Annotated in this window: 17 protein-coding genes; 11 read left to right on the top strand and 6 right to left on the bottom strand. The window is 67.9% G+C overall.

Going from position 1 to position 24894, the window contains the following annotated elements; genetic code table 11:
- Positions 1 to 3 precede the first annotated feature (3 nt).
- From ACFQRD_RS10075 to ACFQRD_RS10050, 6 genes are all read right to left on the bottom strand, one after another.
- Positions 4 to 1059 (bottom strand): substrate-binding domain-containing protein, encoded by a 1056-nt coding sequence (locus ACFQRD_RS10075; RefSeq protein ID WP_377019720.1) that lies wholly within the window; start codon positions 1057 to 1059, stop codon positions 4 to 6.
- A gap of 118 nt (positions 1060 to 1177) precedes the next feature.
- Positions 1178 to 2173 (bottom strand): ABC transporter permease, encoded by a 996-nt coding sequence (locus ACFQRD_RS10070; RefSeq protein WP_377019719.1) that lies wholly within the window; start codon positions 2171 to 2173, stop codon positions 1178 to 1180.
- Positions 2170 to 3765: a sugar ABC transporter ATP-binding protein gene (locus ACFQRD_RS10065; RefSeq protein WP_377804124.1), complete on the bottom strand. Its 1596-nt coding sequence runs from the start codon at positions 3763 to 3765 to the stop codon at positions 2170 to 2172. Before ACFQRD_RS10065 ends, ACFQRD_RS10070 begins: the two co-directional genes overlap by 4 nt.
- Positions 3766 to 4027: 262 nt before the next feature.
- Complete coding sequence (locus ACFQRD_RS10060; RefSeq protein WP_377804122.1) at positions 4028 to 5437, bottom strand: FGGY-family carbohydrate kinase; 1410 nt, start codon at positions 5435 to 5437, stop codon at positions 4028 to 4030.
- 2 nt (positions 5438 to 5439) lie between these two features.
- Positions 5440 to 6375, bottom strand: coding sequence for a sugar-binding transcriptional regulator (locus ACFQRD_RS10055; RefSeq protein ID WP_377804121.1), 936 nt, complete (start codon positions 6373 to 6375; stop codon positions 5440 to 5442).
- A gap of 756 nt (positions 6376 to 7131) precedes the next feature.
- Positions 7132 to 8363 (bottom strand): IS3 family transposase gene (locus ACFQRD_RS10050; RefSeq protein WP_377804119.1). Its coding sequence is split into 2 segments (ribosomal slippage): positions 7132 to 8081 and positions 8081 to 8363, totalling 1233 coding nucleotides; the frame shifts between segments, so codons are not numbered across the junction.
- A 292-nt stretch (positions 8364 to 8655) separates the two neighbouring features.
- On the opposite strand from ACFQRD_RS10050, the gene ACFQRD_RS10045 reads away from it, so the two are divergent.
- The 11 genes from ACFQRD_RS10045 to ACFQRD_RS09995 all read left to right on the top strand — a co-directional run bounded on the left by ACFQRD_RS10045 (position 8656) and on the right by ACFQRD_RS09995 (position 24477).
- Complete coding sequence (locus ACFQRD_RS10045; protein WP_377804117.1) at positions 8656 to 9390, top strand: GntR family transcriptional regulator; 735 nt, start codon at positions 8656 to 8658, stop codon at positions 9388 to 9390.
- A 325-nt stretch (positions 9391 to 9715) separates the two neighbouring features.
- Positions 9716 to 11446, top strand: a complete 1731-nt coding sequence (locus ACFQRD_RS10040; RefSeq protein WP_377804115.1) for a glycoside hydrolase — start codon at positions 9716 to 9718, stop codon at positions 11444 to 11446.
- Positions 11443 to 12300, top strand: coding sequence for an aldo/keto reductase (locus ACFQRD_RS10035; RefSeq protein WP_377804113.1), 858 nt, complete (start codon positions 11443 to 11445; stop codon positions 12298 to 12300). Before ACFQRD_RS10040 ends, ACFQRD_RS10035 begins: the two co-directional genes overlap by 4 nt.
- A 54-nt stretch (positions 12301 to 12354) precedes the next feature.
- The gene (locus tag ACFQRD_RS10030) at positions 12355 to 13341 is read left to right on the top strand and encodes a carbohydrate ABC transporter permease (RefSeq protein ID WP_377804111.1); all 987 of its coding nucleotides are present in this window, start codon (positions 12355 to 12357) and stop codon (positions 13339 to 13341) included.
- Positions 13338 to 14243, top strand: a complete 906-nt coding sequence (locus ACFQRD_RS10025) for a carbohydrate ABC transporter permease (RefSeq protein WP_377804109.1) — start codon at positions 13338 to 13340, stop codon at positions 14241 to 14243. The genes ACFQRD_RS10030 and ACFQRD_RS10025 overlap by 4 nt, the downstream gene beginning before the upstream one ends.
- 67 nt (positions 14244 to 14310) lie before the next feature.
- Positions 14311 to 15744 (top strand): ABC transporter substrate-binding protein, encoded by a 1434-nt coding sequence (locus ACFQRD_RS10020; protein ID WP_377804107.1) that lies wholly within the window; start codon positions 14311 to 14313, stop codon positions 15742 to 15744.
- A gap of 416 nt (positions 15745 to 16160) precedes the next feature.
- Positions 16161 to 16922, top strand: a complete 762-nt coding sequence (locus ACFQRD_RS10015) for a hypothetical protein (protein ID WP_377804105.1) — start codon at positions 16161 to 16163, stop codon at positions 16920 to 16922.
- Positions 16923 to 17369: 447 nt separating this feature from the next.
- A complete protein-coding gene (locus ACFQRD_RS10010; RefSeq protein ID WP_377804103.1) occupies positions 17370 to 17756 on the top strand; it encodes a hypothetical protein in 387 nt (128 codons plus the stop codon).
- A gap of 246 nt (positions 17757 to 18002) precedes the next feature.
- Complete coding sequence (locus ACFQRD_RS10005) at positions 18003 to 19232, top strand: DUF6361 family protein (protein ID WP_377804101.1); 1230 nt, start codon at positions 18003 to 18005, stop codon at positions 19230 to 19232.
- The gene (locus ACFQRD_RS10000) at positions 19232 to 21076 is read left to right on the top strand and encodes a phospholipase D family protein (RefSeq protein ID WP_377804099.1); all 1845 of its coding nucleotides are present in this window, start codon (positions 19232 to 19234) and stop codon (positions 21074 to 21076) included. The genes ACFQRD_RS10005 and ACFQRD_RS10000 overlap by 1 nt, the downstream gene beginning before the upstream one ends.
- The gene (locus ACFQRD_RS09995) at positions 21073 to 24477 is read left to right on the top strand and encodes a helicase-related protein (protein ID WP_377804097.1); all 3405 of its coding nucleotides are present in this window, start codon (positions 21073 to 21075) and stop codon (positions 24475 to 24477) included. Before ACFQRD_RS10000 ends, ACFQRD_RS09995 begins: the two co-directional genes overlap by 4 nt.
- Positions 24478 to 24894 lie beyond the last annotated feature (417 nt).

The following is a 24894-nucleotide window of genomic DNA, read 5'->3' as shown; positions in this document are numbered from 1 at the left end:
GGCTCAGCGCTCCTGCCCGGGGAGGCCCTCGTAGGCGATGTCCTCGGAGGCGAGATTCTCGTCGATGAGGTCCGGCAGCTCCTCCATGAAGGACTCCCGCTCGGTGACGACGTTCTCCATGACGGCATCGACGTTCTCGGATGTCACCGCGGGCATCGTGTAGACGGGCTCGGTGGGGACGTCCTCGCCGCGGGCGATCCCGGCGGCGACGGCGAGCCCGGCCGCCAGCTCGACGGTCCCGTGCTGGAGGGAGGTGCCGATCATGTCGCCGGCCCTGACCGCTTCGAGCCCGTCCTCGATGCCGTCGATGCCCACCACGGGGATGCCGTCCATGCCGGCCTCCCGCAGCGCCTGGATGGCGCCGAGGGCCATGTCGTCGTTCTGGGAGATCACGCCGGTGATCTCGTCACCGAAGGCGGAGATCCAGTTCTTCATCTGATTGACCGCCTCGTCGCGGCTCCAGTTCGCGGTGTCCTGGGCGAGCACCGTGACGCCCGGGTTCTCCGCCAGGATATTCTCGATCCCCTGGCCGCGGTCGAGCTGCGGGGACGAGCCCAGGGGTCCCTCGAGGATCACCACGGCGCCCTCGCCACCGAGCGCCTCCATCATCTGCGTGGCCTCCTGCTCCCCGGCGGCGACGTCATCGGGCTGGACGCTCGCATCGACCTCCACCCCGGACAGCGCGGTGTTCACCGCGATGACCGGGATCTCGGCCGCATTGGCGGCCTGGACCTGGGGGCCCAGGGAATCCGCCTGGACGGGGACGATGATGATCGCGTCCAGGCCCGCGCTGACGTACTGGTCGACCTGGCTGGCCTGGGAGGAGACGTCTCCCCCGGCCGAGTTCCACTGCAGCTGGATGTCTCGGGCCGCGGCGAAGGCCTCCATGCCCTCCCTGCCCTGCGTGATGAACGAGGACATGTCGTACACCGTCACGCCGACGGTGACGGAGTCCGCGCCGGCGCTGCTGGGATCGCCTGCGCCGCAGCCGGTGGCGGCGAGGGTCGCGCCGACGGGCACCGCGGCGAGCATGAGGGTGGTGAAATTCCTGCGCTTCATCGGATTCTCCTTGAGAGAGGGCTGGCGGGTGGTGGGATCGGTGTCGGGGGTCGTGAGCGGCGGTGAGACCGGGCGCCCCCTGGGCTGCCGGCGGCGGTGTACGGGGCAGGTCGGGAGGCTATTTGCGGTTGCGAGTGTTGGCCCAGACGTCGGCGGCGACGGCGGCGACGATGATCACGCCCTTGATGACGTCCTGCCAGTAGGCCGGGACCAGCAGGAGGTCCAGGCCGTTGTTGATGGTCTGGATGAGCAGCAGCCCGATCGCGGTGCCCCAGATGGTGCCGCGACCGCCCATGAGGCTGGCCCCGCCGATCACCACCGCGGCGATCGCGTCGAGCTCGTAGCCCTGCCCGAGGTTGGGCGAACCGGAGATGACACGGGAGGAGAGCATGAGCCCGGAGATCCCGGCGAGCAGACCGCTGATCGCGTAGACGCTGAAGAGGATCCCGCGCGAGCGCACCCCGGCGATCTCGGCGGCCAGCCGGTTGCCGCCGATCGCGTAGACCCGCAGGCCATAGGTGGTGCGGCGCATGAGCAGGGCGAAGCCGACGATCGCTGCGATCATCAGGATCACGGGAACCGTCAGCCCGCCGATGCCCGTGTTCGCCCACATCCCGAACGAGGCCGGGAGGCCGTTGATCGGGGCACCCCCGCCGATGACGTAGGCGACGCCGGAGGCGAGGGTGAGCATGCCGAGGGTGACGATGAAGGGCGGGACGTTCAACCAGGCGACGACCACCCCGTTGGCGGCACCGGCCAGCAGCCCCGCGAACACGGCCGCCAGCAGCGGGAGGATCGGGTTGTCACCGAAGGCCTTGGCGGTCCATGCGGCGGCCATGGCGCTGGCGGCGATGACGCTGCCGACGGAGAGGTCGATGCCGCCGGTGAGGATCACCAAGGTCTGCCCGAGGGCGATGAGGGCGAACGGGGCCGCTGCGACGAGGATCGTCAGCAGGTTGTCCGGGGTGGCGAACCGCGCGCTGCGATAGGCGAAGAACGCCACGATCCCCAGCATCACCACGATCATGATGTGGCGGATGAGGAAGTCGCGCACGATGGTCGCCCACCTGCCGGACGGAGAGACTGAGGTCGTGGTCGCGGTGTCGTGAGTCACTGGAGGTTCTCCTGGTGGGAGGTGAGATCGGTGGACGGTGCGCCCGAATCCGAGGAGTCCTCGAGACCGGAGGCGAGGCGGAAGATGGTCTCCTGCACGCCGGGGGCGTCCAGCTGCTCCCGGGAGAGCTCGCCGGCCACGGCCAGGCCGCGCATGACCAGTGCGCGGTGCGAGAGTGCGAGGATCTCGGGCATGTCGCTGGAGGCCATGACGACCGCCATGCCCTGCGAGGCGAGATCGACGATGATGCGGTAGATCTCGCTGCGCGCTCCGACGTCGACACCGCGCGTGGGCTCATCCAGCAGGAGCACATCGACGGTGCCCGTCAGCCATCGGCCGAGGACGACCTTCTGCTGGTTGCCGCCGGAGAGGTGCTCCATGCTCTGGCCGAGGCCCGCGGACTTCAGCCGCACCGACTGCATCGCGGATTCGATCGTGGTGCGCCGGCGGCTCTCGGAGAGCACGCCGAACCTGGAGAACGCGGCGATGCGGGGCAGGGTGGCGTTGTCGACGACGCTCATGGAGAGCACCGCGCCGGCGCCCTTCCTGTCCTCGGGGACGATCGCCACGTTGCGGGCGATGGAGTGGCGCGGACTGCCGGGGCGCAGCACACGCCCGGCGATGCTCACCCGGCCGCCGGCGGGCCGACGCGAGCCGTAGAGGCATTCGATCAGCTCGGTCCGGCCGGCCCCGACGAGCCCGGCCAGGCCCAGGATCTCCCCGCGACGGACCGTCACGGAGATCGGAGCGGTCTCGGGCTCCACCGCAAGGTCACGGACCTCGAGGACGGGCTCGGGCGTGTGCTCCGGGCGAGTGGGGAAGAGGTTCTCCAGCTCGCGCCCGATCATGGCGGTGACGATTTCGTCGTCGGTGATCCGCCCGATCGGGGAATCGGCGATGAGTCGGCCGTCGCGCAGCACGATCACGCGATCGGCCATGCTGCGCATCTCCTCCATCTTGTGGGTGGTGAATAGGATGGCCACGCCGCGATCGCGGCAGCTGCGCACGACCATCTCCAGTTGCGCGACCTCACGCTCGGCGATCGCACTGGTGGGCTCGTCCAGCAGCAGCACGCGGGCGCCGCGGCTGCTGGCCTTGATGATCTCGACGATCTGACGCACGCCGACGGGCAGCGGGCCCATCCGGACGGTGGGGTCGAGCTCGATCCCGAAATCTGCGAGCGCCTCCTGGGCACCGGCGATCATAGCGCGACGGTCCAGCAGACCGAGTGCGTTGCGCTCCTCGCGGCCGATGTAGAGGTTCTCGTAGACCGTCAGCTCAGGGATCGAGGCGAGCTCCTGCGGAACGATCGCCACCCCGAGGTCGTTGGCGGCTCGGGTACTGCCCGGGGTCAGCGCCCGGCCGCGCACCGTCACGGATCCTGCGTCAGGCGTGTACTGACCGGAGGCGATCTTCATGAGCGTGGATTTGCCCGCCCCGTTCTCCCCGGCCAGCGCGGTCACGCTGCCCGGCTCAAGGTGCAGATCGATCCCCTTCAGGACCGGGATGCCACCGAAGGACATCTCGATCTCCTCGCATCGCAGCATCGCGACGCCTGCCTCGGTATCCGTCTGCGTCTGCGTCTGCGACACGCTCAGCTCCTTCGCTCGAGGCCGCACCGGTTGCGACGAGTTCACCGTAGGACCGGCCGATCACAGCCTGCAAGCACCTCTGCTCACATGAGCAGAATGGACGGACGTACCCGAGGGCGCTCAAGCGAGCAGGAGGTGGTCGCCGCCCCGGGCCGTGCCCGGCTGCGGCGGGAACCGCAGGAACCCTGTTCGGATCGCCGCCGGGCTCAGGCAGGGTCCGCAGCGCGCCCTGTTCGGACGGCCGTCGGAGGGTCCGTCTGGCTCAGCTGGAGTTCGCGGCGGGCCCGGCCGGGCGCCCGAGCCCGGCGGCTCGGTGCGCGGCCCGGACGTCGACGGCCCAGGCCCCGCTGCTCTCGCTGGGGTGATGCGGCGAGAGACCGAGGGGCCAGCGCGGCAGCGTGCCGGTCAGCACCCACGCCGCCTGCCGGGCCGCTCCGAACGCGGCATGCTCTCGCTCGGGAGCCGTATGGATCGTCCGCCCTGTCAGGTCGACGAGCGCCTGTCGCAGAGCCCGCGATTTCGCCCCGCCGCCGACAAGGAGGATCCGCCGCGGCTCGCCGGCAACCCGCGAGAGGGCGTCGGCGGCATCGGCGATCGCGCAGGCCAGGCCGAGCACGGCGGCTCGGGCGATCATCTCCGGTGTGAGAGCCGGGCGGGAGAGTCCGAGCAGCGCGCCGTGCCTTTCCTCCCGCGGAGGGTTTCGCTCGCCATCGAGGTAGGGCAACATCACGGCACCCCCGGCCGTCGGCTCGGCGCGAGCTGCCAACTTGTCCAGCCGGACCGGGGTGATACCGAGCATGCTCGCCGTCGCGACCAGGACCCGGGCACCGTTGAGCATCGCGATGATGGGGATGGCGCCGGAGCGCGCATCGGCCATGGTGTCGACCCGGCCGGTCGGGTCGAGGACCGGGCCGGTGGTGCGCATCGAGACGGTCGCGCTCGTCCCCACGGAGATGACCATGTCCCCGACATCGGTCGCCAGCGCCAGGTGCGTTGCGGCGTTGTCGCCGCATCCGGCCCCGATGAGCAGCCCCTGGGCGCTCGCCCCGGCGGGGGCGTCCGGGGGAAGCACTTCCGGGGTGAGCACCGCCCTGCCGAAGCTGTGCCGGAGGAGGTCGTCGTCATAGTCGCCGCCGGAAATGGACCAGTATCCGGTGGAGGAAGCGTCCGAGCGGTCCGTCGAGGGCTGCGCCACCCTGCCGAGCAACGACCAGGTCAGCCAGTCGTGCGGGAGCAGCACGGTCTCCACCTGCGCGGCGGTCTCCGGCTCGTGCTCGCGCAACCAGCGCAGCTTGCTCACCGGATGCGCGGAGTCCGGCAGCAGACCTGGCGAGCGCAGCCAGCGGTCCGGACCCAGCTCCCGGACGAGATTGGCGCCGGAGGCCATGGCGCGCAGGTCGTTCCACAGGAACGCCGGTCGCAGCACCTCGTTCCGGCGGTCGAGGAGGATGGTGGTGTGCTGCTGTGACGTGATGCTGAGCGCGCGCGCCTCGGTGATCGAACGGCCCCCTGCCTCCCCGAGCGCTTCCCACCACTGTTGCGGCCACACTTCGGGGACTTCCGGGTGACGCGCCGCGGCGGAATGGACGAGCTCGCCGCTGTCCGCGTCCACGACCACCACCTTGGTGCTCTGGGTCGAGGAGTCCACTCCGGCGACGCGACGGGAGGCCATACTCACCCTGCCAGGAGTCGGTCTGCCGTGAAGGCGTCTGTCACGATTCCCGTGAGCAGTCCCGAGGCAAGCACGGCGCGGATCGCCCTCGTCTTCGAGGGTCCGCCGGCCACGCCGATCCGGGAGCGGATCGCCCGCAACTGGTCCTCGCGGATCGAGATGCAGCGGTCATCGAGATCGTGGATCGCCTGGCCCTTGTCGGTGAGCGCGGTCGCTGCGATCTCGGCGACGACTCCCTGGCGCAGTAATCGCGCTCGATCCTCGTCGGTGATCGCCGGATTGACCATCATCAGGGAGTTCGGCGGGGCCCACGAGCCGATGGCGCACAGCGCCACGGTCACCTCGTCGAACATCTCCACGGCGGAGCGGATCCCCGGCTGGCGCAGCACGCCGCGGGCAGTCTGGGCATCGCTCATGACCATGGAGGCGTAGATCGGCCAGGGCTGGACATCGGGAAGGTTCGCCAGACGGCGGATCACTTCCAGCCCGCTCTCCTGGATGGGGCCGGCGACGCCGGCGAGCTGGACCACCGCCCGGCAGGGCAGGCTGCTCACCTGGCGCGCCATGACGTTCAGGGTGCGGCCCGAGGTGAGCCCGAGGATGTCCTCCGGACCGACGAGATCGTCGATCAGATCGGCTGCGAACGTGCCGAGTGACATCTGGGCCTCCGCGTCGGTATCCACCGGGAGCTCGACGGCAATCGCGTGCTGAAGGCCGTACCGCTGCTTGAGCTGCATCGACAGATCGAGGTCCACACCCGGGGTGCTGACGATCTCGAAGCGGATGATCCCGCGGGCGACGGCCTCCTCGAGCATCCTCCCGACCTTGAAGCGGCTCAGCCCGGTCTCCTCGGCGATCTTCACCCGGGACTTCCCCTGGACGTAGTGCTCCCGCGCGGCGTGCGCCAGCTGCACGTTCGAGAGCGGCCCGATGTCCACGATCGTCTCCTTCGACCCCGAGTATTCGCGAGGTACGACGGTCCTCGGGGATGCTCACAGTAGCACTGGAGTGCACCTATGAGCGGGCTTGGGGTGCGCATCGGCGCCTACCGAGCCGCGTGAGCGGCGCTGCATGGTCTGCCTCCGACAGACCAGCACCGCGACCAACGGGCTGGCCGGTCAGCGGCCGACGCCCGATGCGATTCCCGTCCGAGGCGAAGAACTACATGTACAGCTCGCCGGCGCATTCGAGGGCAGTCTCGCCGGCGAAGGCGATGGACCATGAGGCTTCGAAGCCGGCGACCACCCTTCACGGGTGTCGAGTGACAGACTCTGCGACGCGGTGGCGCGTTGCGGCCTCGAGTTGCCAGTCGGTTCGGCGCACCCGTTCAGCAAAGTGCCGGCGGCGACCGCGCCGCTCATCACGCAGAAACCCCGTCGGGTTGTCACGGCCATGACCCCTTCCGCTCGAAGCGAGCGTGCAGCCCTCACGGTAGACCGTGTCCGTGTCCCGTGAACGGGGTCAGCCGCCTCGCTCTGGACCTCTCATGACACGTCAAAGAAGCGCAGTCCTATACCCGAAGTGAATTCACAAGCCAACGACTATTGACCGAAGCGGCGCTCACCGTCGGCCTGGGACCCGGGACCATTCCTCCAGCATTCGGCCGCCCTCAACTTCGTCAGCAAGACTGCAACCAGCGTAAACACGCTGTGTGAATCGCCTGTTGGGCCTGCCCGCAAGTCGTTGACAGTTGATCAAGCTGCTTGAGCCTGATCTGCGTGTACTTCGGTCTCGGCCTGGTCGCGCTTGATGGCATTCTCGAACGCGACCGGGCTGGTGTAGTCGAGGCTGGAGTGCAGCCGGCGACGGTTGAAGACGATCTCGATCCAGCGAGCGACCTCGCGACGCGCTTCGGCCCGGGTCGGCCAAGAGCGCCGGTCGTAGAACTCAGTCTTCAGCGTGGCCCAGAACGACTCGGCCATCGCGTTATCCCAGCACACCCCGGTCCGTCCCATGGACTGGCGGATCCCCAGCTCCTCGCAGGTCTCGAACAGGGTCTTTGACGTGTACTGGGTGCCGCGATCAGCGTGAAACACAAGGTCATCTGGGACATCCCTACGCAGGGTTCGTGCCATCCGCAGCGCGCGGTCAACGAGACCGGCGTCCTGACACTCGTCCATTGCCCAGCCCAGCACGCGCCGGGAGTGCCCGTCACGGACCGCGGCGAGGTAGAGCCAGCCCTCGCCGGTTCGCAGATACGTGATGTCGCTGATCCAGATGGCATCGAGGCGTCCCTGGTCCCATCGCCGCTGGGCGTGATCCGCGAAGCCTCGGGCGGCGGGATCTTGGATCGTCGTCACCGGGGTGAACATGCTCGGGCTGATGCCCTCCGTTCCCTGACGACGCATGGACGCGGCGACCGTCTTCCGGTCGACCACCACGCCCTTGGCGGCGAGCTCACGGGTGATCCGCGGGGCCCCGTAGACATCGTCGGAGGCCCGGAACTGCGCGCGCACGGCCTGATCGATCACCGTCCGCCGCTGAGCCCTCGACCCGGGGCCATGCTGGCGACGGCGCTGCCAGGCGTAGTAGCCCTGCCGAGTCACACCCAGAAGCCGCGCCATGCGGGTGATCTCGAAGTTCGCCTTCTCCGCGTCCATCAGCTCGAACCGTTCCGCCGAGGTGGCTTCGACGCGAAGAAGGCGGCTGCTTTTCCCAGGAACTCATTGTCCGTCTCCAGCTCATGGACCCGCCGCCGCAGACGCTTCAACTCTTCCCGCTCGCCGGCCGCCAACGGCACTTCCGGGCCCGGAGCCGGGCCCCGGCGCTCGCGTTCTTGCTGGACCCAGCGACCCAGCAACTGCGCACCCACGTCGATCTCCTCGGCCACATGCGCGATCGGCCGGTCCGTATCCAGCACCAGAGCTGCTGCCTCTCGGCGGTACTCCGGCGTGTACCTCTTCCGCTTGCTCATCACGACAACCATCCCGCAGGCCAGCACGACCCGCTATCTCAGGCGTCAACATCAGAAGGGTAAGCCCATGTCCATCCGCCAATATTTAGTGGCGCCGCACGTATCGGAAAGCTATCTCGCGCGTTATTCCCAGCTTTGGCTAGAGCTGTTGGCGACGGCAGGGCACGAACGACTGCAAATATTGAAAGAGTGGCCTACAACTACTCACCCGGAGCACATACCGGCCGCGTCCCCGCACCACCGCGCCACTACACTCATCCAAAGTTCCGCCCCCATCCCTCTCCCTCGGCAGGAGGCCGCGCCCATGGCGACATCGAAGTTGCTCACGGGCGTGACCACGCCCCCTGCCCTGTCCACGCTGATTGCTGAACGCCTCCGCGAGATGATCACCAGCGGCCAATTGGCGCCGGGAGAGCGCCTGAAGGAGACGGAGCTGGCAGAGTCGATGTCCGTCAGTCGCGGCCCGGTCCGTGAGGCGATCTCGTTGCTGGACCGTGAAGGTCTGGTCGAGTCGCAGCGCCACCGCGGGGCCCGGGTGATCACGCTGGGTTACGACGACATCGAAGAGATCTATTCGATGCGCCTGGCGATCGAGCGACTGGCGATGGAGCGCTGCGCCGAACGGATCGACGAGCACGTCCTGGCCCGGTTCGACGAGGTGATCGCCCAGATGCGCAAGATCTCGCTGGACGAGCCGGGCGATGAGCACGTTCGTCTGGACCTCGAGTTCCACGATCTGGTCTACGAGACGGCCGACCACTCGCGGCTGCAGTGGACCTGGAACACGTTGCGCAGCCAAGTCGCGATGTTCCTCAACGCCCGCACCGACCGATCCGAGTTTCGCTCCAAGCTCCATCAGGAGCACCAGGAGATGCGCGACGATCTCGCCTCGGGAGACCAGGCCGCAGCGGTGCGCTCGATCGAGAAGCACATCGGCTGGACGCTCCGCCAGATCCGCAAGGTGCGCGCGCTCGAGAACGGGCCGGACAAGGCCGGCCCTCTGTCGGGTCCCGGCCCGGAAGGCAAGACCGGGCTCTGACCAGGCCCGACACTGGGCCAGCCCGCACCGAACATTCCACCGGATCGAAGAATGGCCAAAGTAGTCGGCGTAGATTGTTGACAACTTGCAATCTGCAATCCTAGTGTGGCGGCACAGTGAGAAGCCCACCCGGCTCCCCTCACCGCGCGGTGGCACAGCAGCCACTGCCTGCATGCAGCGACCACTGGCGCCGAGCCGATCCGCTCCCCGCCGAAGCGCAGCACCATCACCACCCCTGCTCCCACCCTCAGCCGAGCATTGCTGCTCGGCGACAGCCGATCCTCCAGTTCCAGCTCCACCGTGAGCCCTGAAAGGCAGTGACCGCGTGTCCACGACGGCCCAGAACACCCACGTGAACCTCACCAGCTCCCGCGCCTTCCCGCCTCATGCGCCGAGCGATCCCACCGCCCCGCACGTCACGTCGGCGCAGGTGGAGATCGATGCCGGCCAGGAGATCGGCATCCTCACACGGCTGTGGGAGAGCGTCGGCTACGACGAGATCAACTGGACCTACACGCCCACGGGCCGGCACCTGCTGAACACCTTCGGTGAGCTGACCAGCACCGGGTATCACATCCGCCCCCACTACGCGCTGTGCTCGGGCTCGGGGTTCGGCATCCCCCACTGGGGCAACGGGAACGTCTACCACGAGGACGCCGACGGCACCCCGTACTACGACTTCACGATCCTCGACCAGGCCTATGACGCCATCGTCTCGGCAGGTCACCACGTGCTCGTCGAGATCGGCTTCACCCCGCGTGACCTGCTCCCGCCGGAGGCCGCGGAGCTCACCGTGACCTCCAGCCCCACCGTCTACTCGGCCTACGAAGCGGGCCAGTGGGCCTACCCGCCGCGCGACTACGACCGCTGGCGGGACCTGATCGCCGCGGTCGCCGCGCACTGCCTGGAGCGCTACGGGGCCGAGGAGGTCGACACCTGGCTGTGGGAGCTGTGGAACGAACCGGACATCTTCTACTGGCGCGGCACCCCGGAGCAGTTCCACGAGCTCTACGCGGCCACCGTCGAGGGAGTGCGCAGCGTGCTGCCCTCAGCGAAGGTGGGCGGCCCGGCCGTCACCGGCGGCGGCGCCGAGTTCCTGGACGGATTCCTGGCCTACGCCAACGAGCGCGAGCTGCCGCTGGACTTCGTCTCCTTCCACACCAAGGGCTCCTCCTTCACCCCCTGGCGCGTATACGGACCCACCGGCGGCGAGGCGCCCGAGAAGCAGAACCCCTCGGCCCACAAGATGCTCCACGAGGTGCGCTCCATGCTGCGCGTCATGGCGAAGTACCCCGCCTACCGGAGCCTCCCCGCGATCATCGACGAATGCGATGCGGGCGTTCCCGCCCACTTCTCCTTCTACGACAACGCGAACTTCCGGTTCCAGAACACCGAGTACTTCCCGGTGTTCCAGGTCAAGCTCATGAAGAAGCTGCTCGACCTCAGCGCCCAGGAGGGCGCAAACATCCAGCAGGCGATGTCGTGGAGCTTCTACTTCGAGGGCGAGCGGTTTTTCGAGGGCACCCGCGCCTTCCTCACCGCCGACCGGGTGGAGAAGCCGCTGCTGAACGCGTACCGGCTCCTCGCGCAGATGGGCCAGACGCGCCTGGAGGCACGCAGCAGCGCAGCCCACGGCGTGGAACTGCTGGATCAGGCCGAGGGCCGGTCCATGCCCGAGGAGGTCGACGTGCTGGCCTCCCGGGACGGCGACGGTCGTATCGCCGCTGCGCTGTGGCGCCACACCGATGACCAGTACCGCACGGCAGAGGAACCCACACCCGTGAACCTCACCGTGCGCGGCCTCGAGCAGGGCTCGTACCGTCTGAGCCACCGGCGCATCGATGCCGAGCACTCCAACAGCCACACCGTGTGGCAGCGCCTGGGATCCCCGCAGGTCCCCACCCCGGAGCAGCTCGCGCAGATCCACGCCCGCGAGGGCCTCGAGGACCTGGCCGAGCCGGCCACCGTGGACGCGACCGCGGAGGGAGCGCTCGAACTGACTCTCGAGCTGCCGCTGCCGGCCGTCTCGCTGCTCGTCCTGGAGCCGATCCGATGAGCCTCTCCCCCACCGCGCCCGTCACCACCCGCGTCCCGATCGCCCCGGGGATCGAGATCCCCCAGCTGGGTCTGGGCGTCTTCCAGATCGTTCCGGACCAGGTCCAGCCCGTCGTCGAGCAGGCCCTGGAGGTCGGGTACCGCCACGTCGACACCGCCGCCGCATACAACAACGAGGCCGGCGTCGGCGCCGCCCTCGCAGCCTCAGGCGTCCCGCGCGAGGAAGTCTTCGTGACCTCCAAGCTGCGCAACGGTGAGCAGGGGTACGACAGCACCCTGCGCGCGTTCGCCGAGACCCTCGACCGTCTCGGGCTCGACCAGCTGGATCTCTACCTCATCCACTGGCCGAACCCGGCAGCCGGGCTCTGGCAGGAGACGTGGCGTGCCTTCGAGCGGCTCCACGCCGAAGGGGCCGTGCGCGCGATCGGCATCTCGAACTTCCTGCCCGAGCACCTGCGTGAGCTGGAACAGATCGCGCAGGTCATGCCCGCGGTGAACCAGATCGAGCTGCACCCCACGCACGCCAGCGCCGAGCTCGTCGCCCTCCAGCAGCGACTGGGCATCACCGTTCAGAGCTATTCCCCGCTGGGCCAGGGCGCCGACCTCGAGCTGCCGCCGATCACCGAGATCGCCCGCAGCCACGGGGCGACCCCCGCCCAGGTGGTGCTGCGCTGGCATCTCCAGCACGGCTACGTGGTCATCCCCAAGACCACCTCCCGTGCGCGACTGGTGGAGAACCTCGACGTCGACGGCTTCACCCTCACCTCCGAGCAGATGGCGCAGATCGACTCCCTCGATCAGGGCCACCGCATCGGCAACGACCCCGCGACCTTCTCGATCAGCCAGATCCGCTGATCAGACCGCCGCGGCCCCTGTGCACTGCGACCACGCTCCGGAAGGAGGTACCCGATGACCGGCTCCTCGGTTCTCGCCCGGCCCTCGACCCCTCGTACACCCGGCACCCCGGAGGCCTCCCGTCGGCCCCGGCGCCCGGCACAGCGCGCCCGGCAGCGGCGGCGCAACCTGTGGATCTACGCCTTCCTGCTGCCGACGTTCGTGCTGTACGGGATGTACACCCTGTATCCGATGGTCGCCAGCTACTGGTACTCGCTGGTGGAGTGGAACGGGTTCACCGCCGATCAGCGCTTCGTGGGGATCGCCAACTATCGCGCCGTGCTCGCGGACCCGATGTTCTGGTCGGCGGTGCGGATCACGCTGGTATTCATGCTGATCGTGGCGCCGCTGCGCGTGTTCGGGGCGTTCTTCCTGGCGATCCTGCTGAACTCACCGAAGCTGCCGCTGTCGGCCTTCTTCCGCACGATGTACTTCCTGCCCGTGGTCACCACGACCGCGATCGTCGGCGTGGTCATGCGCTTCGTCTTGGACCCGGCCAGTGGGCCGCTCTCGCTGCTGTCCGAGATGCTGGGGCTCGGCTCGATCGACCTGCTGGGATCCTCGACCACGGCGCTGGCGACGTCGGCCCTGATCTACGTGTGGAAGTTCTTCGGGATCACCCTGATCTACTGGCTGGCCGCCCTGCAGACCGTCCCGCGGGACCTCTACGAGGCGGCGCGCATCGACGGGGCCGGGGCGATCCAGACGTTCCGCCACATCACCCTGCCGTTGCTGGTGCCCTTCCTGCTGATCATCGCCGTGCTCACGGTCGAGGACTGCTTCCACGCCTTCGACCTCATGCAGACCATGACGGCAGGCGGCCCCTTCTACAGCACCGAGATCATCGAGATCTACATCTACCGCTACGCCTTCGCGGCGACGATCCCCCAGCTCGGCTTCGCCTCCGCGGCCGCCGTCCTGTTCGGGCTGCTCGTGCTGGTGGTGGTCGGCATCCAGCTGTGGGTCACGATGATCGCCCGACGCTCAGGAGCCCGCGCATGAGCACTGGTACCCGCCCCTCTCCGACCTCCACCGCGGTCCCTGCCGCTTCGCCGCGCCCGGCGCGCACCGCCCGCTGGCGACGCCGGCTGCCGTGGTGGCTGCTGGTGGCAGCGCTGGGGCTGATCGCGCTGCTGTGGATCTATCCGTTCATCTGGATGGTCTCGGCCTCGCTGAAGTCCTCGGGCGAGATCTTCTCCGGCGGGCTGGCCCTCATCCCCGAGAAGCTGCGCTGGGAGAACTACGCCCGGGCGTGGACCGACGGGAACTTCCGCCGCTACCTGCTGAACACGGCGATCGTCACCGTCGGCACCGTGGTGATCGTGGTGGTGCGCTGCGCCCTGGCCGGGTACGTGCTGGGGCGGTATCGCTTCCCCGGGTCGCGGCTGATTCTGGGGATCCTGGTGGCGACGCTGTTCGTCCCCACCGGCTACACGATCATCCCGATCGTCAAGCTCTCCATGCAGCTGGGCCTGCTCGACCAGCTCTCGGGCATGATCCTCGCCCTGTCCGGCGGCGCGAACGTGGCAGCGATCCTCATCTACGCCGGGTACTTCCGCCGCCTGCCGATGGAGCTCGAGGAGGCCGCCGTGGTCGACGGGGCCGGGTTCCTGCGCACGTTCACCCGAATCATGCTCCCGCTGTCCATGCCGGTCACCGCGACCGTGTCGGTGCTGACGTTCCTGTTCACCTGGAACGCATTCTTCCTGCCGCTGGTGTTCTCGTTCAGCAATCCGGCCCTGCGCACCGTGAGCGTGGGCATGCAGGCGTTCGTCGGCGAGAACTCGACGGACTGGCCCGGCATGGCCGCCGCCGGCGTCATCTCGCTGATCCCCATCGTGGCCCTGTTCGCCTTCATGCAGCGCTACTTCGTCGAAGGCATCGCCGGGTCCGTGAAGTCCTGACCGTCGCCCCGTCTGCCCTGTCTGTCCTGTCCGTCTCGAAGCATCCAGCACTCAATGAGGAGTTCCCATGCATCACCTCACCCGTCGTCACGCACTGGCCGGCCTCGGCGCGACCGGCCTCGCCTCTCTCGCCGCAGCCTGCGGCGGCCCCAGCGCACCTCCCGCCGCCGGCGGCGGTGACGGTGCCGCACCGGGAGCACTGCGCTGGTGGGACCACTTCGGTGGCCTCCAGGATCTTCACGACCAGTGGGCCACCGACCTCGGCGAGAAGATCGGTGCCACCATCGAGCACACCTACAACGAACCCTCCGCGGCCACCGAGGCGCTCCAGCTCGCCAACCAGGCCGAGCAGCTGCCCGATGTGTACACCGCCCTGGTGGGCCTGCCGCTTCCGGCCCTGGTGGATGCCGGCTGGGTACATGAGATCACGCTGTCCGACGAGGCGAAGGGACGACTGCCCGAAGGCTCCTTCGTCGAGGGCCTGACCCAGCTGGACGGGAAGATCTACGGCCTGCCGGCTTTCAGTGACAAGCAGTACGTGGCCTGCGCCTGGTACAACACGGAGATCGCCGAGGCCGTCGGTTTCGAACCGCCCAAGAGCTACGACGACTTGCTCGCGGCGCTCGCGGCGATCGCCGCCCACGGGGAGTTCGATCCGATGACCATGGCGCTCGGCGTGCCCCGGCGCATGACCGAGCAGATCGACGACCTCGCCCAGGCCGCCGGCTTCCCTGGCTACCAGGGACAGCGGTACGACACGGGCGCCTTCGAGTATCACCACGACGCGTACATCACCGCCATCGAGCTGTACAAGGAGATCAACGACAAGGGGTATCTGCTGCCCGGCAGTTCCGGCTTCCAGATCCCCGACGCCCGCGGCCGCTGGGCGGCCGGCAGCATCGGCTTCCACATTGACGGCCCCTATTCCCCCGGCGCCGTGCGCTCCCTGAACCCGGACATGCTGCCCAAGATGGCCGTGGCCGGCATGCCCACCCCGAACGGCGAGGACATCGTTGCCGCGCGAGGCGCCCGGGCCAGCGACTGGGTGATCGGCGGCAGCACGCAGAAGGCCGAGCAGGCGTCGCAGCTCATCGAGTCCTTCACCCAGGAGGACTACCAGACCGAGCTCGCCACGGCGATGGACCAGCCGCCGATCCTCCTGGACGTCGTCCCCGGCGCCGACGTCATCGAGCCCTACGCCTGGCTGGTCGAGGACTACGCCAAGCGCATCTTCCGCGCCCCGCAGGCGATCGTCCGCAACATCGAGGTCTCCGCGGCCGAGGCGAAGCGGGCCACGGTCACCCCGGAGCTGGGGAACGTGGTGCAGGGGTACCTGGGCGGGGAGATCGACAACCTGAAGGCCGCGCTCATCGACCTCAGCGACGCCAACTCCGAGGAGCTCGACGGCGCCATCGAGGCCGCGAAGCAGGAAGGGGCGTCGGTGGACCGGACGGACTGGGAGTTCCCGGATTGGGTGGCTGGGGAGGATTATGTGTACTGAGGAACACGGGGAAGGCCGCCTACAAAACTCGCAGCTCGCGTAGTTCTGGGTAGATCCGCTGGGGAATGAAGACAACGAGAAGCGATGCCTAGCACTAATCCGCTCGCCGACGCTAGCTGAAAACCCCGTCGACCCGCATTGGATCTGCCCACCGCGGCCACGTATGCTTCGGCAGCTCGTACCAGACATCGGTGTGCGCCCTCGGTACCACTGATGTATCGGCTACTGGGAAGCCAATGAGGGCGCGGGTGAACTGCCGCCGGTCCTCGGGCGGAGCGTGACCGGCACCCAGGCCCGACGGCAGCACGACGCGACTCCTCCCGGCATCGGGTGACCCACCGGACGCGCGCGAATCGGCACCGAGTGTCCGCTTCCCTCGGTACCGTTGCCCCCGGGTTCAACAGTTGGAGGTCGGGATGGAGAGCGCTCTGAGCATCGTCGGAACGATGACCGCCCTGGTCAGTGCCATCATAGCCCTATCGGCATACACTGCGGAATCCCGCCTTCATCGACGCATAAACCGCCTGCAGTCGGTGATGTCCCTGATGAATAAGGCGCCGAGCCCCGTTATCAATCGTGCACTTCGATACAGCCTGGCGGAGTTGCAGTCTCGCGAAGCCTTGCGCGAACAGCGAAAGACCGCTTTCTCCCTCAGCTTTGTGCTTCCGCCACTCAAGATGTTGTTTTTCTCGCTCCTCACCATTAGCCTGCTCGCATTCGTGGCGCCCGGCCCGCTCGCGGCCGACTACTCAGCCTCACTAGCACTGGGGCTAGTCTGGTTGAGCATTTCCGCAGTAGCACCCCTCCTCCTCGCCCGCGGCTATCTACTGGAATTTAGGCGCCGCGATTTTCGCAACGCATTTTTTAGCGGAGACACCCCTTCCCAGGAAGATATTAAACTTCCGTCGCTACACAAGCTCGGGAACGAGGACGTCCGACGCGCTGTCGCCGCTGGAATGCTGGTCGCAGTTGCGTGCGATTTTGCTGGAGCAGCGGTCGGCCTGCTGGCCTTCGCGGCGACGGTGCCTGCGTATGCTTCGTTCTTTTTCGGCGCCTCAGGGCTTGCCGGGGCCACAGCTATTGGTCTCTATCTATACGGGCACGCACCCCGAGTCCGCGCGAAGGACTCGTCGGTGTGGCCTTGGCCAAAACGCTCCGACTTTCAAGCCCGACGCTAAAGGGCAGGCGCAATTATTGCCCGGGCGCGCCGAGGTACAAGAACCCAATCTCCAAGATTCCAATTCGCGCGGCCGGCGCCCACCGCAGACGTTGGAGTCATTATTCCAGATGGGCAAGGCCACGCATTGATGGCCGAACGAGACTGGCAAAGGCAGCGGCTCCGCCTCCCTAGGCTAGATACCGGCGACGGCCACCGGTGCACTGCAACCCAAGGCGACCTCGGCCGGAGATAACTGAATGGTCGAGCGGGGATTCGATAGGCGCGACACTACGTCTCGGAGGTCAGACAAACGACAAGATTCATCTGATCACCGAAAGCAGGGCGGCCGCCGATTATTGATCTCTATTCGCGGCTCGGGGGCACCCTGCAACTGGATGAGAACGGCGAGACCGCGCTGACCTGGAGCACCCGGTGGCAGTCGCAGCTGTACCGCTCCCAACGACGGGTGGGGCCGCTAGTGCGTCGGCTGCTGGGCGGACGCCAGTACAACCCGCCGACGTGGTCGCTGCTGCGACGCACGATCACCATCCGTCCCCTCGGCGGGGTGCGCCCAGGACCCGACGCCGAGACCGGGGTGGTCGACGAGATCGGCGCACTGCTGCGCGGGCTGACCACGCTGAGCACCGAGGTCTCCCCCGCGGACTCGGCCGACGGGGAGTCGCTGCGGACGTTCCCGCGGATCGATCTGCCGGATCTGGTGCGCCTGCTGGCGTCCATCCGCGGGCAGGGCTTCCCCCGGCCGCGGCGGCTGACGGCGGCCGGCCGTTTTGCGGGCTTCTTCGTGCGCTCGGCGGTGGCTCGGCCGAGGCGACAGGTCGCGGCACGCACGTGAGGGTGACGGCCGTCCGGCCGCACGAGGGAACCACAAGACGGAGCGAGCGTGGTCTGCGCCGGCGCTGCTCACCCGCCCGCCACGAGGGAGTCGTCCTCCGGGCGGGCGGCCTACACCGCGGCGAAGCCCTCCCGCAGGTCCTCGAGGAAGAACTCGGGGACCTCGAGCGAGGGGAAACAGCACCGAAAGGGCACAGACCTGGCAAATGCGACCCTAATGTCATACCCCTGCCCCAAACTGGAGGACATGTCTTCCTCTGCCTTCGGTTGGTACGCCGTCGACCCCGCGCAGCGACGCCGCATGATGGAAGCCGTCGACCAGCTCCGCGACCGGACGACGGTGGACGACCTCGGAATCGGCGGGATCCGCGACTCGTTCTCGGACTCTCTCTTCCCCGGCACCTCGACCCTCCACACTCGCTTGCGCTACGTCCTTTTCGTGCCCTGGCTGATGCAGGCCTCGACGCACCGGGACACCGCCCGCCAGATGCAGCTGACGTTCCGCGACCTCGAGTACAAGTTCATCGACGCCCTCCAGCGCGGTGGCGAAGCCCAGGGGGTGTTCGGCCGCCAGTCGGGTCGGAACCTCACTCGACTCCCCAGCGTCGTCTACTGGGGCGGGATCGTGAGCTGGGGCCTCGTGGAGCGGGGGATGCAGGTGCATGACGTCTTCGAGCGCAGCGTGCTGCGCCGAGAGGAACAGAAGCGGCAACCCCCGACGGAGGACAGCGAATCCCGCCCTGAACTCACCCCGACCGGCATCGACTCAGGGCTCCCTCACCCGCCAGCAGATCTTCACCGCTCAGCCACGTTCGCCCTGCGCCGGGAGGACGCCGAGTACCTCAGCGAGGCCATCTCACGCAGCCAGCCGGACTCGCTACTAGCGCACCTGCTCACCCACCGGCCTGCAACCTGGACCAGCGCCGCCTCTGCTCCCGAGACTGTCTGGGACCCGAGGATCCGTGAACAGCTGCCCGAGCGGCTCGCCGGACTCGTCAGCCGGGCCGAGAAGTTCAGCTTCTCGATGCTTGGCGCGAGCCTGCTCTACAACCTGCTGGTTGCCGAGGAAGCAGCAGGAGGCAACAAAACCGACGACGAGACGGTGCAGCTGTACAGGGAACGGCTCGACACCTGGAGCGACGACGCCCGGCACGCGCCATCCGTCACGCAGACGGAGCGCCTCGAGATCTGGGAAATGGTGTGGGGGATGAACCGTCGGCTGAACTCGTCCACTCAAGGCTTCCTCAGCACGTGGTTCGACTCCGCGCATTCGACGCGCGTAGTCGCCGATGATCCCGCATTGCGGGATCTCGTCCGGGGCCGAGAGCGGCAGGTCAAGGGGAGCCTCGCGCGGCTCGGGAACCGCCGTGCCCTCGACGCCTGGGGCGGGGCCAGCGGTGCCGGCCGCCTCGAGTTCCGTTGGCGGTACGCCCGCTCGCATCTCCAGGACATCTACGACGGATTGGAGGCCGCCTGATGTTGCAGCCCGACGAGACCGTGCTGCTCACCGAGGCGCTCCGCCCGCCCGCGGGATACCGCGTGGACGTCGCCGTGGCGACCACGTACTCGCTGAACCTCACGGCGATCCTCATCGCACCGATGACCTTCGCGCTCCACGACGTCGGTGACGCCTCGACCATCCCCAGGCAGGACCCCGTCGAGCTGCTCGATGCGGCGCAGAAGTATCTCTCCCGCACCACTGTCTTCTGCCAGTCGGCCGCCATCCACGTGCCCTCGGCCTACTCGAGGATCTTCACGTTCCTCGAGGACTCGATCGTCCAGGTCAACGCACCCCGGGAGGGGGCGCTGTTCCACCCGAAGATCTGGGCCGTCCGCTACCGCGACGATGAGGGCACAGCCCACCATCGCCTGCTCGTCGCCAGTCGGAACCTCACGCTGGACAACGCGAGGGACACGCTCCTCGTGCTCGACGAGGATCCCTCCGGAGAGATCAGCGGCGCTCCCGCGGCAGGCTTCGTCGGCAAGCTCCCGGAACTCGCATTGATCTCGATCCCGGCAGAGCGTCGATCCGAGATCGCTGACCTCACACGTACCCTCCACTCCACACAGTTCAGCGCGCCCCTCCCCTTCACCGGTGGCCGCCTGGTTCCCCTCGGTCTCGGCGACGACGCCGACTGGCCGTTCCCGGACGATGCTCGGCGGATCCTCGCCCTCAGCCCGTTCCTCGCAGCCAGGACCCTGGAGCGCCTCCGCGGTGCGGGCACGCAGAACGTGCTCGTCTCCCGTCCAGAGGAGATCGACCGGCTCGGGGCACAGGCGCTCATGCGCTGGGACGTCAACGTATTGAGCAGCACACTCCGCCTCGACGACGACGCGCCCGCAGTCGCGCTCGACGAGTTCACGGCGGTTCCGGCCGAAGGCGAGGACCCCTCCCTCACGTTCGACGGTCTCCACGCGAAGACCGTCATCGCCGACGGTCCCGACGGCACCTCGACGACAATCACCGGCAGCGCCAATCTGACCGAGGCCGGGTGGTCCTCGAACGTGGAGTTCGGCGCCGTGCTCACCGGGCCCAGCGCTCTCTGCGGCATCGACACAGTCCTTGACGAACAGGGCGACTCTCCAGGGCTCAGAGCCGTGCTCCAGCCGTACACCCCTCGCGCCGAGAACGGCGAGCACGACCCCGCGACCGCCACCAGCATGGCCCTCGAGGCCTTCCACCAAGCTCTGGCCATGTCGTCGCCGCGGCTGGACGTCCTAGGCGGAAAGGACACCGTCCTCGCACGGCTCGACCTGCTGATGCCCGAGAACGCTCCCGGACGCACCGAGATCTGGCCGATCACCGTGCCGAACCAGAAGAGACTGCTCGGCGAGGCCCTCGAGTGGGACATCTCCCCGGAGAACGTGACCCCCTTCCTCGCGGTCCGGACCACCGACGGAACAGGTGACGCCCGGGTGACACGCTCTTGCTGCCTGCTCGTCCCGCTCGCCGGTGACGTCCCGGATCGACGACAGGCCATCCTCTCCGCACTCCTGTCGGACCCGGAGCGGATGCTGCGCTACCTCTCCTTCCTGCTGGGAATCGATGATCCGTACAGCACTCGTATGGAGACGGAATCTCAGGAGTACTCTGCCAAGACCGGGGTCGACGACGATGCCACCGCAGCGCCGCTGCCACCCGTGGTGCTGTTCGAGCCACTGCTGCGCGCCGCCTCCAGGTCCCCCAACCACCTGGCGTCGATCGCGGATCAGATCGCCGAGCTGAGGCAGCTACCGGAAGCCGAGGAGCTCATCCCCGAGGAGTTCACCAAGATGTGGGACGTCGTCCTGGACGTCACCCGCGAGAGGAGACACCGGTGACGGCTACACGCGATCAGCAGAGATCCTCGACGGAGCGACCCACCCCCGACGCCATCCTCAGCGCCTTGAAGCCCTTCCAGCGCGCAACGGTCGAGCACACCTTCCACCGACTATGGGCCGATCAGGACCGTGTGGACCGGTTCCTCGTCGCCGACGAGGTGGGGCTCGGCAAGACCCTGGTCGCCAAGGGTGTCGCCGCACGGGCAATCGATCACCTCTGGGACCAGGACCGCCCCATCACGATCGTGTACGTCTGCTCCAACGGGCAGATCGCGAAACAGAACCTGCAGCGCCTGCGCGATCTCACCGGCGGCGAGGTGCAGGACAACGCCGATCGCCTCACACTGCTGCCGGCGACGATGGGACAAGGTCGTGGTGACCGCGTCCAGCTGATCTCCTTCACGCCCGGCACGTCGTTCCGGCTCGGCAACGCGACCGGCACGGCGCCCGAACGTGCCCTGGTGCACTGGATGCTCTCCCAGGACTCCGTACTGGGCCGGAAGGAGATGCGGCGGTCCGCCTGGACGTCGTACCTCGCGTGCAATGCCGGGGTCGAGGGCTTCAAGCACCGACTCACCTGGGAGGAGAGCAGGCCGCCGCTGGACGAACAGCTGGTCGACGACTTCGCCCTGCACCTCCGCACTGCACCAGGCCCGACGGGCGGAGAACTGCTGGACGAGCTCCGAGAAGATCTGGACACCTGGGCGCGAAGCGGGCGTGGGCGCGGCCCCGAGCTTCATCGCCGCAGGAACGACTTCGTCTCCCGGCTGCGTATGGCGATGGCCCACGTCTCGGTGGAGAGGCTGGACCCCGACCTCGTCATCCTCGACGAGTTTCAACGCTTCAAGGACCTCTTTCCTTCGGAGGATACCAGCGACCAGGACCATCAGGTCCTGAGCGAGCCGCAGCGACTGGCCCGACGGGTGATCACGACGGAGCGAGCGAAGGTGCTCGTGCTCTCGGCGACGCCGTACAAGATGTACACCCTGCCCGACGAACCCGATTCAGAGGACCACTACCGCGACTTCACTCGTACGATCGCGTTCCTGGCCGGCCCCACGCGGGCCGCGCACGTGACCGACCGGCTCGGCGTCATGCGACGCGCCGCCCTCTCCGGCGACGAAGCCGAGATCGCTGCGGGGAAGGCCGCACGAGCCGAGGTCGAGGTCGAATTACGCCGCGTCATGACCCGCACCGAGCGCCTCGCCGCAACACCGGACCGCAGCGGCATGCTCAGCGAGCGAAAGCTCGGTCCAATGGAGCTGACAGCGAAGGACGTCAAGGGCTGGCTCGCCGACGACGCCCTGGCCGCGCACGTCGGCTCCCGCGACGCCTTCGAGTTCTGGCGTTCGACCCCCTATGCGCCGAACCTCATGGACCGCACCGCATACCAGGTCCAGGAGCGACTCCACGACGCGATCACGGGCGGGGACTCCGGGCTCGCCGAGCTGCTCCACCGGCACCGGGATGGGCTGCTCAGCTGGGAGGACATCGAACAGTACCGCGCGATCGATCCGGCGAACGCGAAGATGCGAGCTCTGATCGACGACGTCATGTCCCACGAGGCGTGGAGGCTCGCATGGCTCCCGCCTTCCCTCGAGTACGTCGCCCCCGCCGGGCCGTACGGCTCGGCCGCCGCGCGGAGTTTCACGAAGCGACTGGTGTTCTCGGCGTGGGGTGTCGTGCCCAAAGCGATCTCCGTCATGGTCAGCTACGAGGCAGAGCGTCGCGCTCTCGAGGTCTCGGGCCGGCTCTCCGTTGAGGGCGCACTGACGTACACGGCCAAGACGTCGACGATGCCGCTGCGTTTCGGTTGGGACCACGCGAGGAACCGCCCGAGGAATCTCGCACACCTCACGCTCATGCACCCGTCGATCACTCTCGCCGAGCTCGGCGATCCCCTGCGGCTCGCGCGGGACCACGGGCTCCAGCTGCCCCTGAATCCTGATCTACTGCTGCGGATCGTGCGCGAGCGGATCCAGGAGCGGCTCGACGAGATCGGAATCCGCACCACTGCACCGCCGGAGCAGACCCGCAACTGGGAGTGGTACGGCATGGCGCCATACCTGCTAGATCGGGCCCTGCTCGGCAGCAGGGATGAGTTCTCGCGCCGGCTTCGCCGGTGGACCCGTAACGTCCCGGACTCCGACGGGCCCGAGGAGCCGGAGGAGGGACAGTCTGCGGCTGGCCGACGGACCGCAAAGCTGCTCGAAGACACGATCTCCTACGCGGCCTCCGCCGTGTGGGACGGCACGGGCGGGCCCAGCATGCTCAGCGCGGAGACCGCCGAGCTCGGAAGCGAGGCGCCGAGTGATCTCGCGGACGTCCTGGCGGCAATGGCTGTCGCCGCCCCCGGGGTGTGCGCCCTGCGCGCACTCAGCCGAGTCTGCGGTGGCCAGGCGGTGCTCTCGGACCATGCCGTGCGCGGAGCGGCCTTCACTATCGCCGAAGGGCTGCGCACCCTATTCAACCGTCCCGAGATCGTCACTGCAGTGCGTTCGACCGCCTCCGACGATCTCGCTAGCGACTCCGCCGACGCGTACTGGCGACAGGTGCTGCGCTACTCCCAGAACGGCAACCTGCAGGCGGTCCTCGACGAGTACGTGCACACTCTCGTGGAGTCCGAAGGGCTGAAATCCGCGGCGCCTCCCGAACGAGCGCATGCCCTGGCCGAGCGTATCGCCGGCACCTCGTCGATCCGCACAGCGATCAACACCATCCAGGACATCCGAGTCACCGGCGATCGCGCGGGCTCCGAGGAGCGCCACGTGAACTCCCACCTCGCCGCACGGTTCGGTCGCGCCCAGACCCAGGACCAAGCCGCTGAACGTGAGGCCAGCGTGCGCCAGAGCTTCAACTCACCGTTCTGGCCGTTCGTGCTCGCCAGCACCTCGGTGGGGCAGGAGGGTCTCGACTTCCACACCTACAGCCATGCCGTCGTCCACTGGAACCTGCCCAGCAATCCCGTCGACCTCGAGCAGCGCGAAGGCCGCGTGCACCGCTACAAAGGGCATGCCGTGCGGAAGAATGTCTCGGCCACGCACGGTGCCGTCGTCCTCAATCCCGACGTCGAGGATCCCTGGACGGCCATGTTTGACGCGGCAGAACTGTCCAGGCCAGTCGGAGACCCGCTGATCAACCCGTACTGGGTGTTCCCACTCGAGGAGGGAGCGACGATCGAGCGCTACGTGCCCACCAATCCTCTCAGCCGCGAAGCCAGGCATCACGGCCGTCTGTTGAGAACACTCAGTGAGTATCGGCGGGTGATGGGCCAGCCCCGACAAGCCGAGCTGCTGGAGAAAATCCGAGCAGATACGGAGTGGATGCTGATCGATCTGTCGCCCCCTTCGGCGTCTGGTCCTGGTTCTCACTCCTCCACGCCGGCATCGGCCACGTCATGACCCGCAACAGCAAGACTGTTACGAAAACCTCGGTCCCTCGCGCGCTCCATCGCGCGCACCGCCTCTGGCTGCAGGCCGGGCAGAGGGCACAAGCCCCCTTCGCCTGGAGACCTTCCGCCTGGCAGGAGCGTTTCGAGCGCGCGGATATCGGTTCGCTCGCCGACGTGAACCTCCCGGAAGCAGTCTCGTCCGTCGCGGAGGAAGCAGACGAGATTCTGGGCGATCACCCCCCTCGAATCGATCGCACCGTGGTGACGCGGCTGTGCGCCCCCGACCGCATCGGCACTGGAGATACACGTGCCCAGCGGCAAAGTGTGGCCGGTCAAGTCCCGGGAAGTGGTGTAGCGGTCCTTCGGTGAGAGGGGTCAGGCGGTTAGGGCGGGTAGGGAGTTGGTGGTCACCTCCTGCTCGGGGGTA

It is taken from the genome of Brachybacterium sp. GCM10030268 (assembly GCF_042666305.1).
Lineage (GTDB): Bacteria > Actinomycetota > Actinomycetes > Actinomycetales > Dermabacteraceae > Brachybacterium.
This window is presented reverse-complemented; position numbering and strand designations above follow the sequence as displayed.

Excerpts from the sequence above, each read along its gene's own strand:
- ACFQRD_RS10075 (WP_377019720.1), bottom strand. The coding sequence starts at position 1,059 with ATGAAGCGCAGGAATTTCACCACCCTCATGCTCGCCGCGGTGCCCGTC.
- ACFQRD_RS10060 (WP_377804122.1), bottom strand. The coding sequence starts at position 5,437 with ATGGCCTCCCGTCGCGTCGCCGGAGTGGACTCCTCGACCCAGAGCACC.
- ACFQRD_RS10045 (WP_377804117.1), top strand. The coding sequence starts at position 8,656 with ATGGCGACATCGAAGTTGCTCACGGGCGTGACCACGCCCCCTGCCCTG.
- ACFQRD_RS10035 (WP_377804113.1), top strand. The coding sequence starts at position 11,443 with ATGAGCCTCTCCCCCACCGCGCCCGTCACCACCCGCGTCCCGATCGCC.
- ACFQRD_RS10030 (WP_377804111.1), top strand. The coding sequence starts at position 12,355 with ATGACCGGCTCCTCGGTTCTCGCCCGGCCCTCGACCCCTCGTACACCC.
- ACFQRD_RS10025 (WP_377804109.1), top strand. The coding sequence starts at position 13,338 with ATGAGCACTGGTACCCGCCCCTCTCCGACCTCCACCGCGGTCCCTGCC.
- ACFQRD_RS10020 (WP_377804107.1), top strand. The coding sequence starts at position 14,311 with ATGCATCACCTCACCCGTCGTCACGCACTGGCCGGCCTCGGCGCGACC.
- ACFQRD_RS10015 (WP_377804105.1), top strand. The coding sequence starts at position 16,161 with ATGGAGAGCGCTCTGAGCATCGTCGGAACGATGACCGCCCTGGTCAGT.
- ACFQRD_RS10005 (WP_377804101.1), top strand. The coding sequence starts at position 18,003 with ATGTCTTCCTCTGCCTTCGGTTGGTACGCCGTCGACCCCGCGCAGCGA.
- ACFQRD_RS10000 (WP_377804099.1), top strand. The coding sequence starts at position 19,232 with ATGTTGCAGCCCGACGAGACCGTGCTGCTCACCGAGGCGCTCCGCCCG.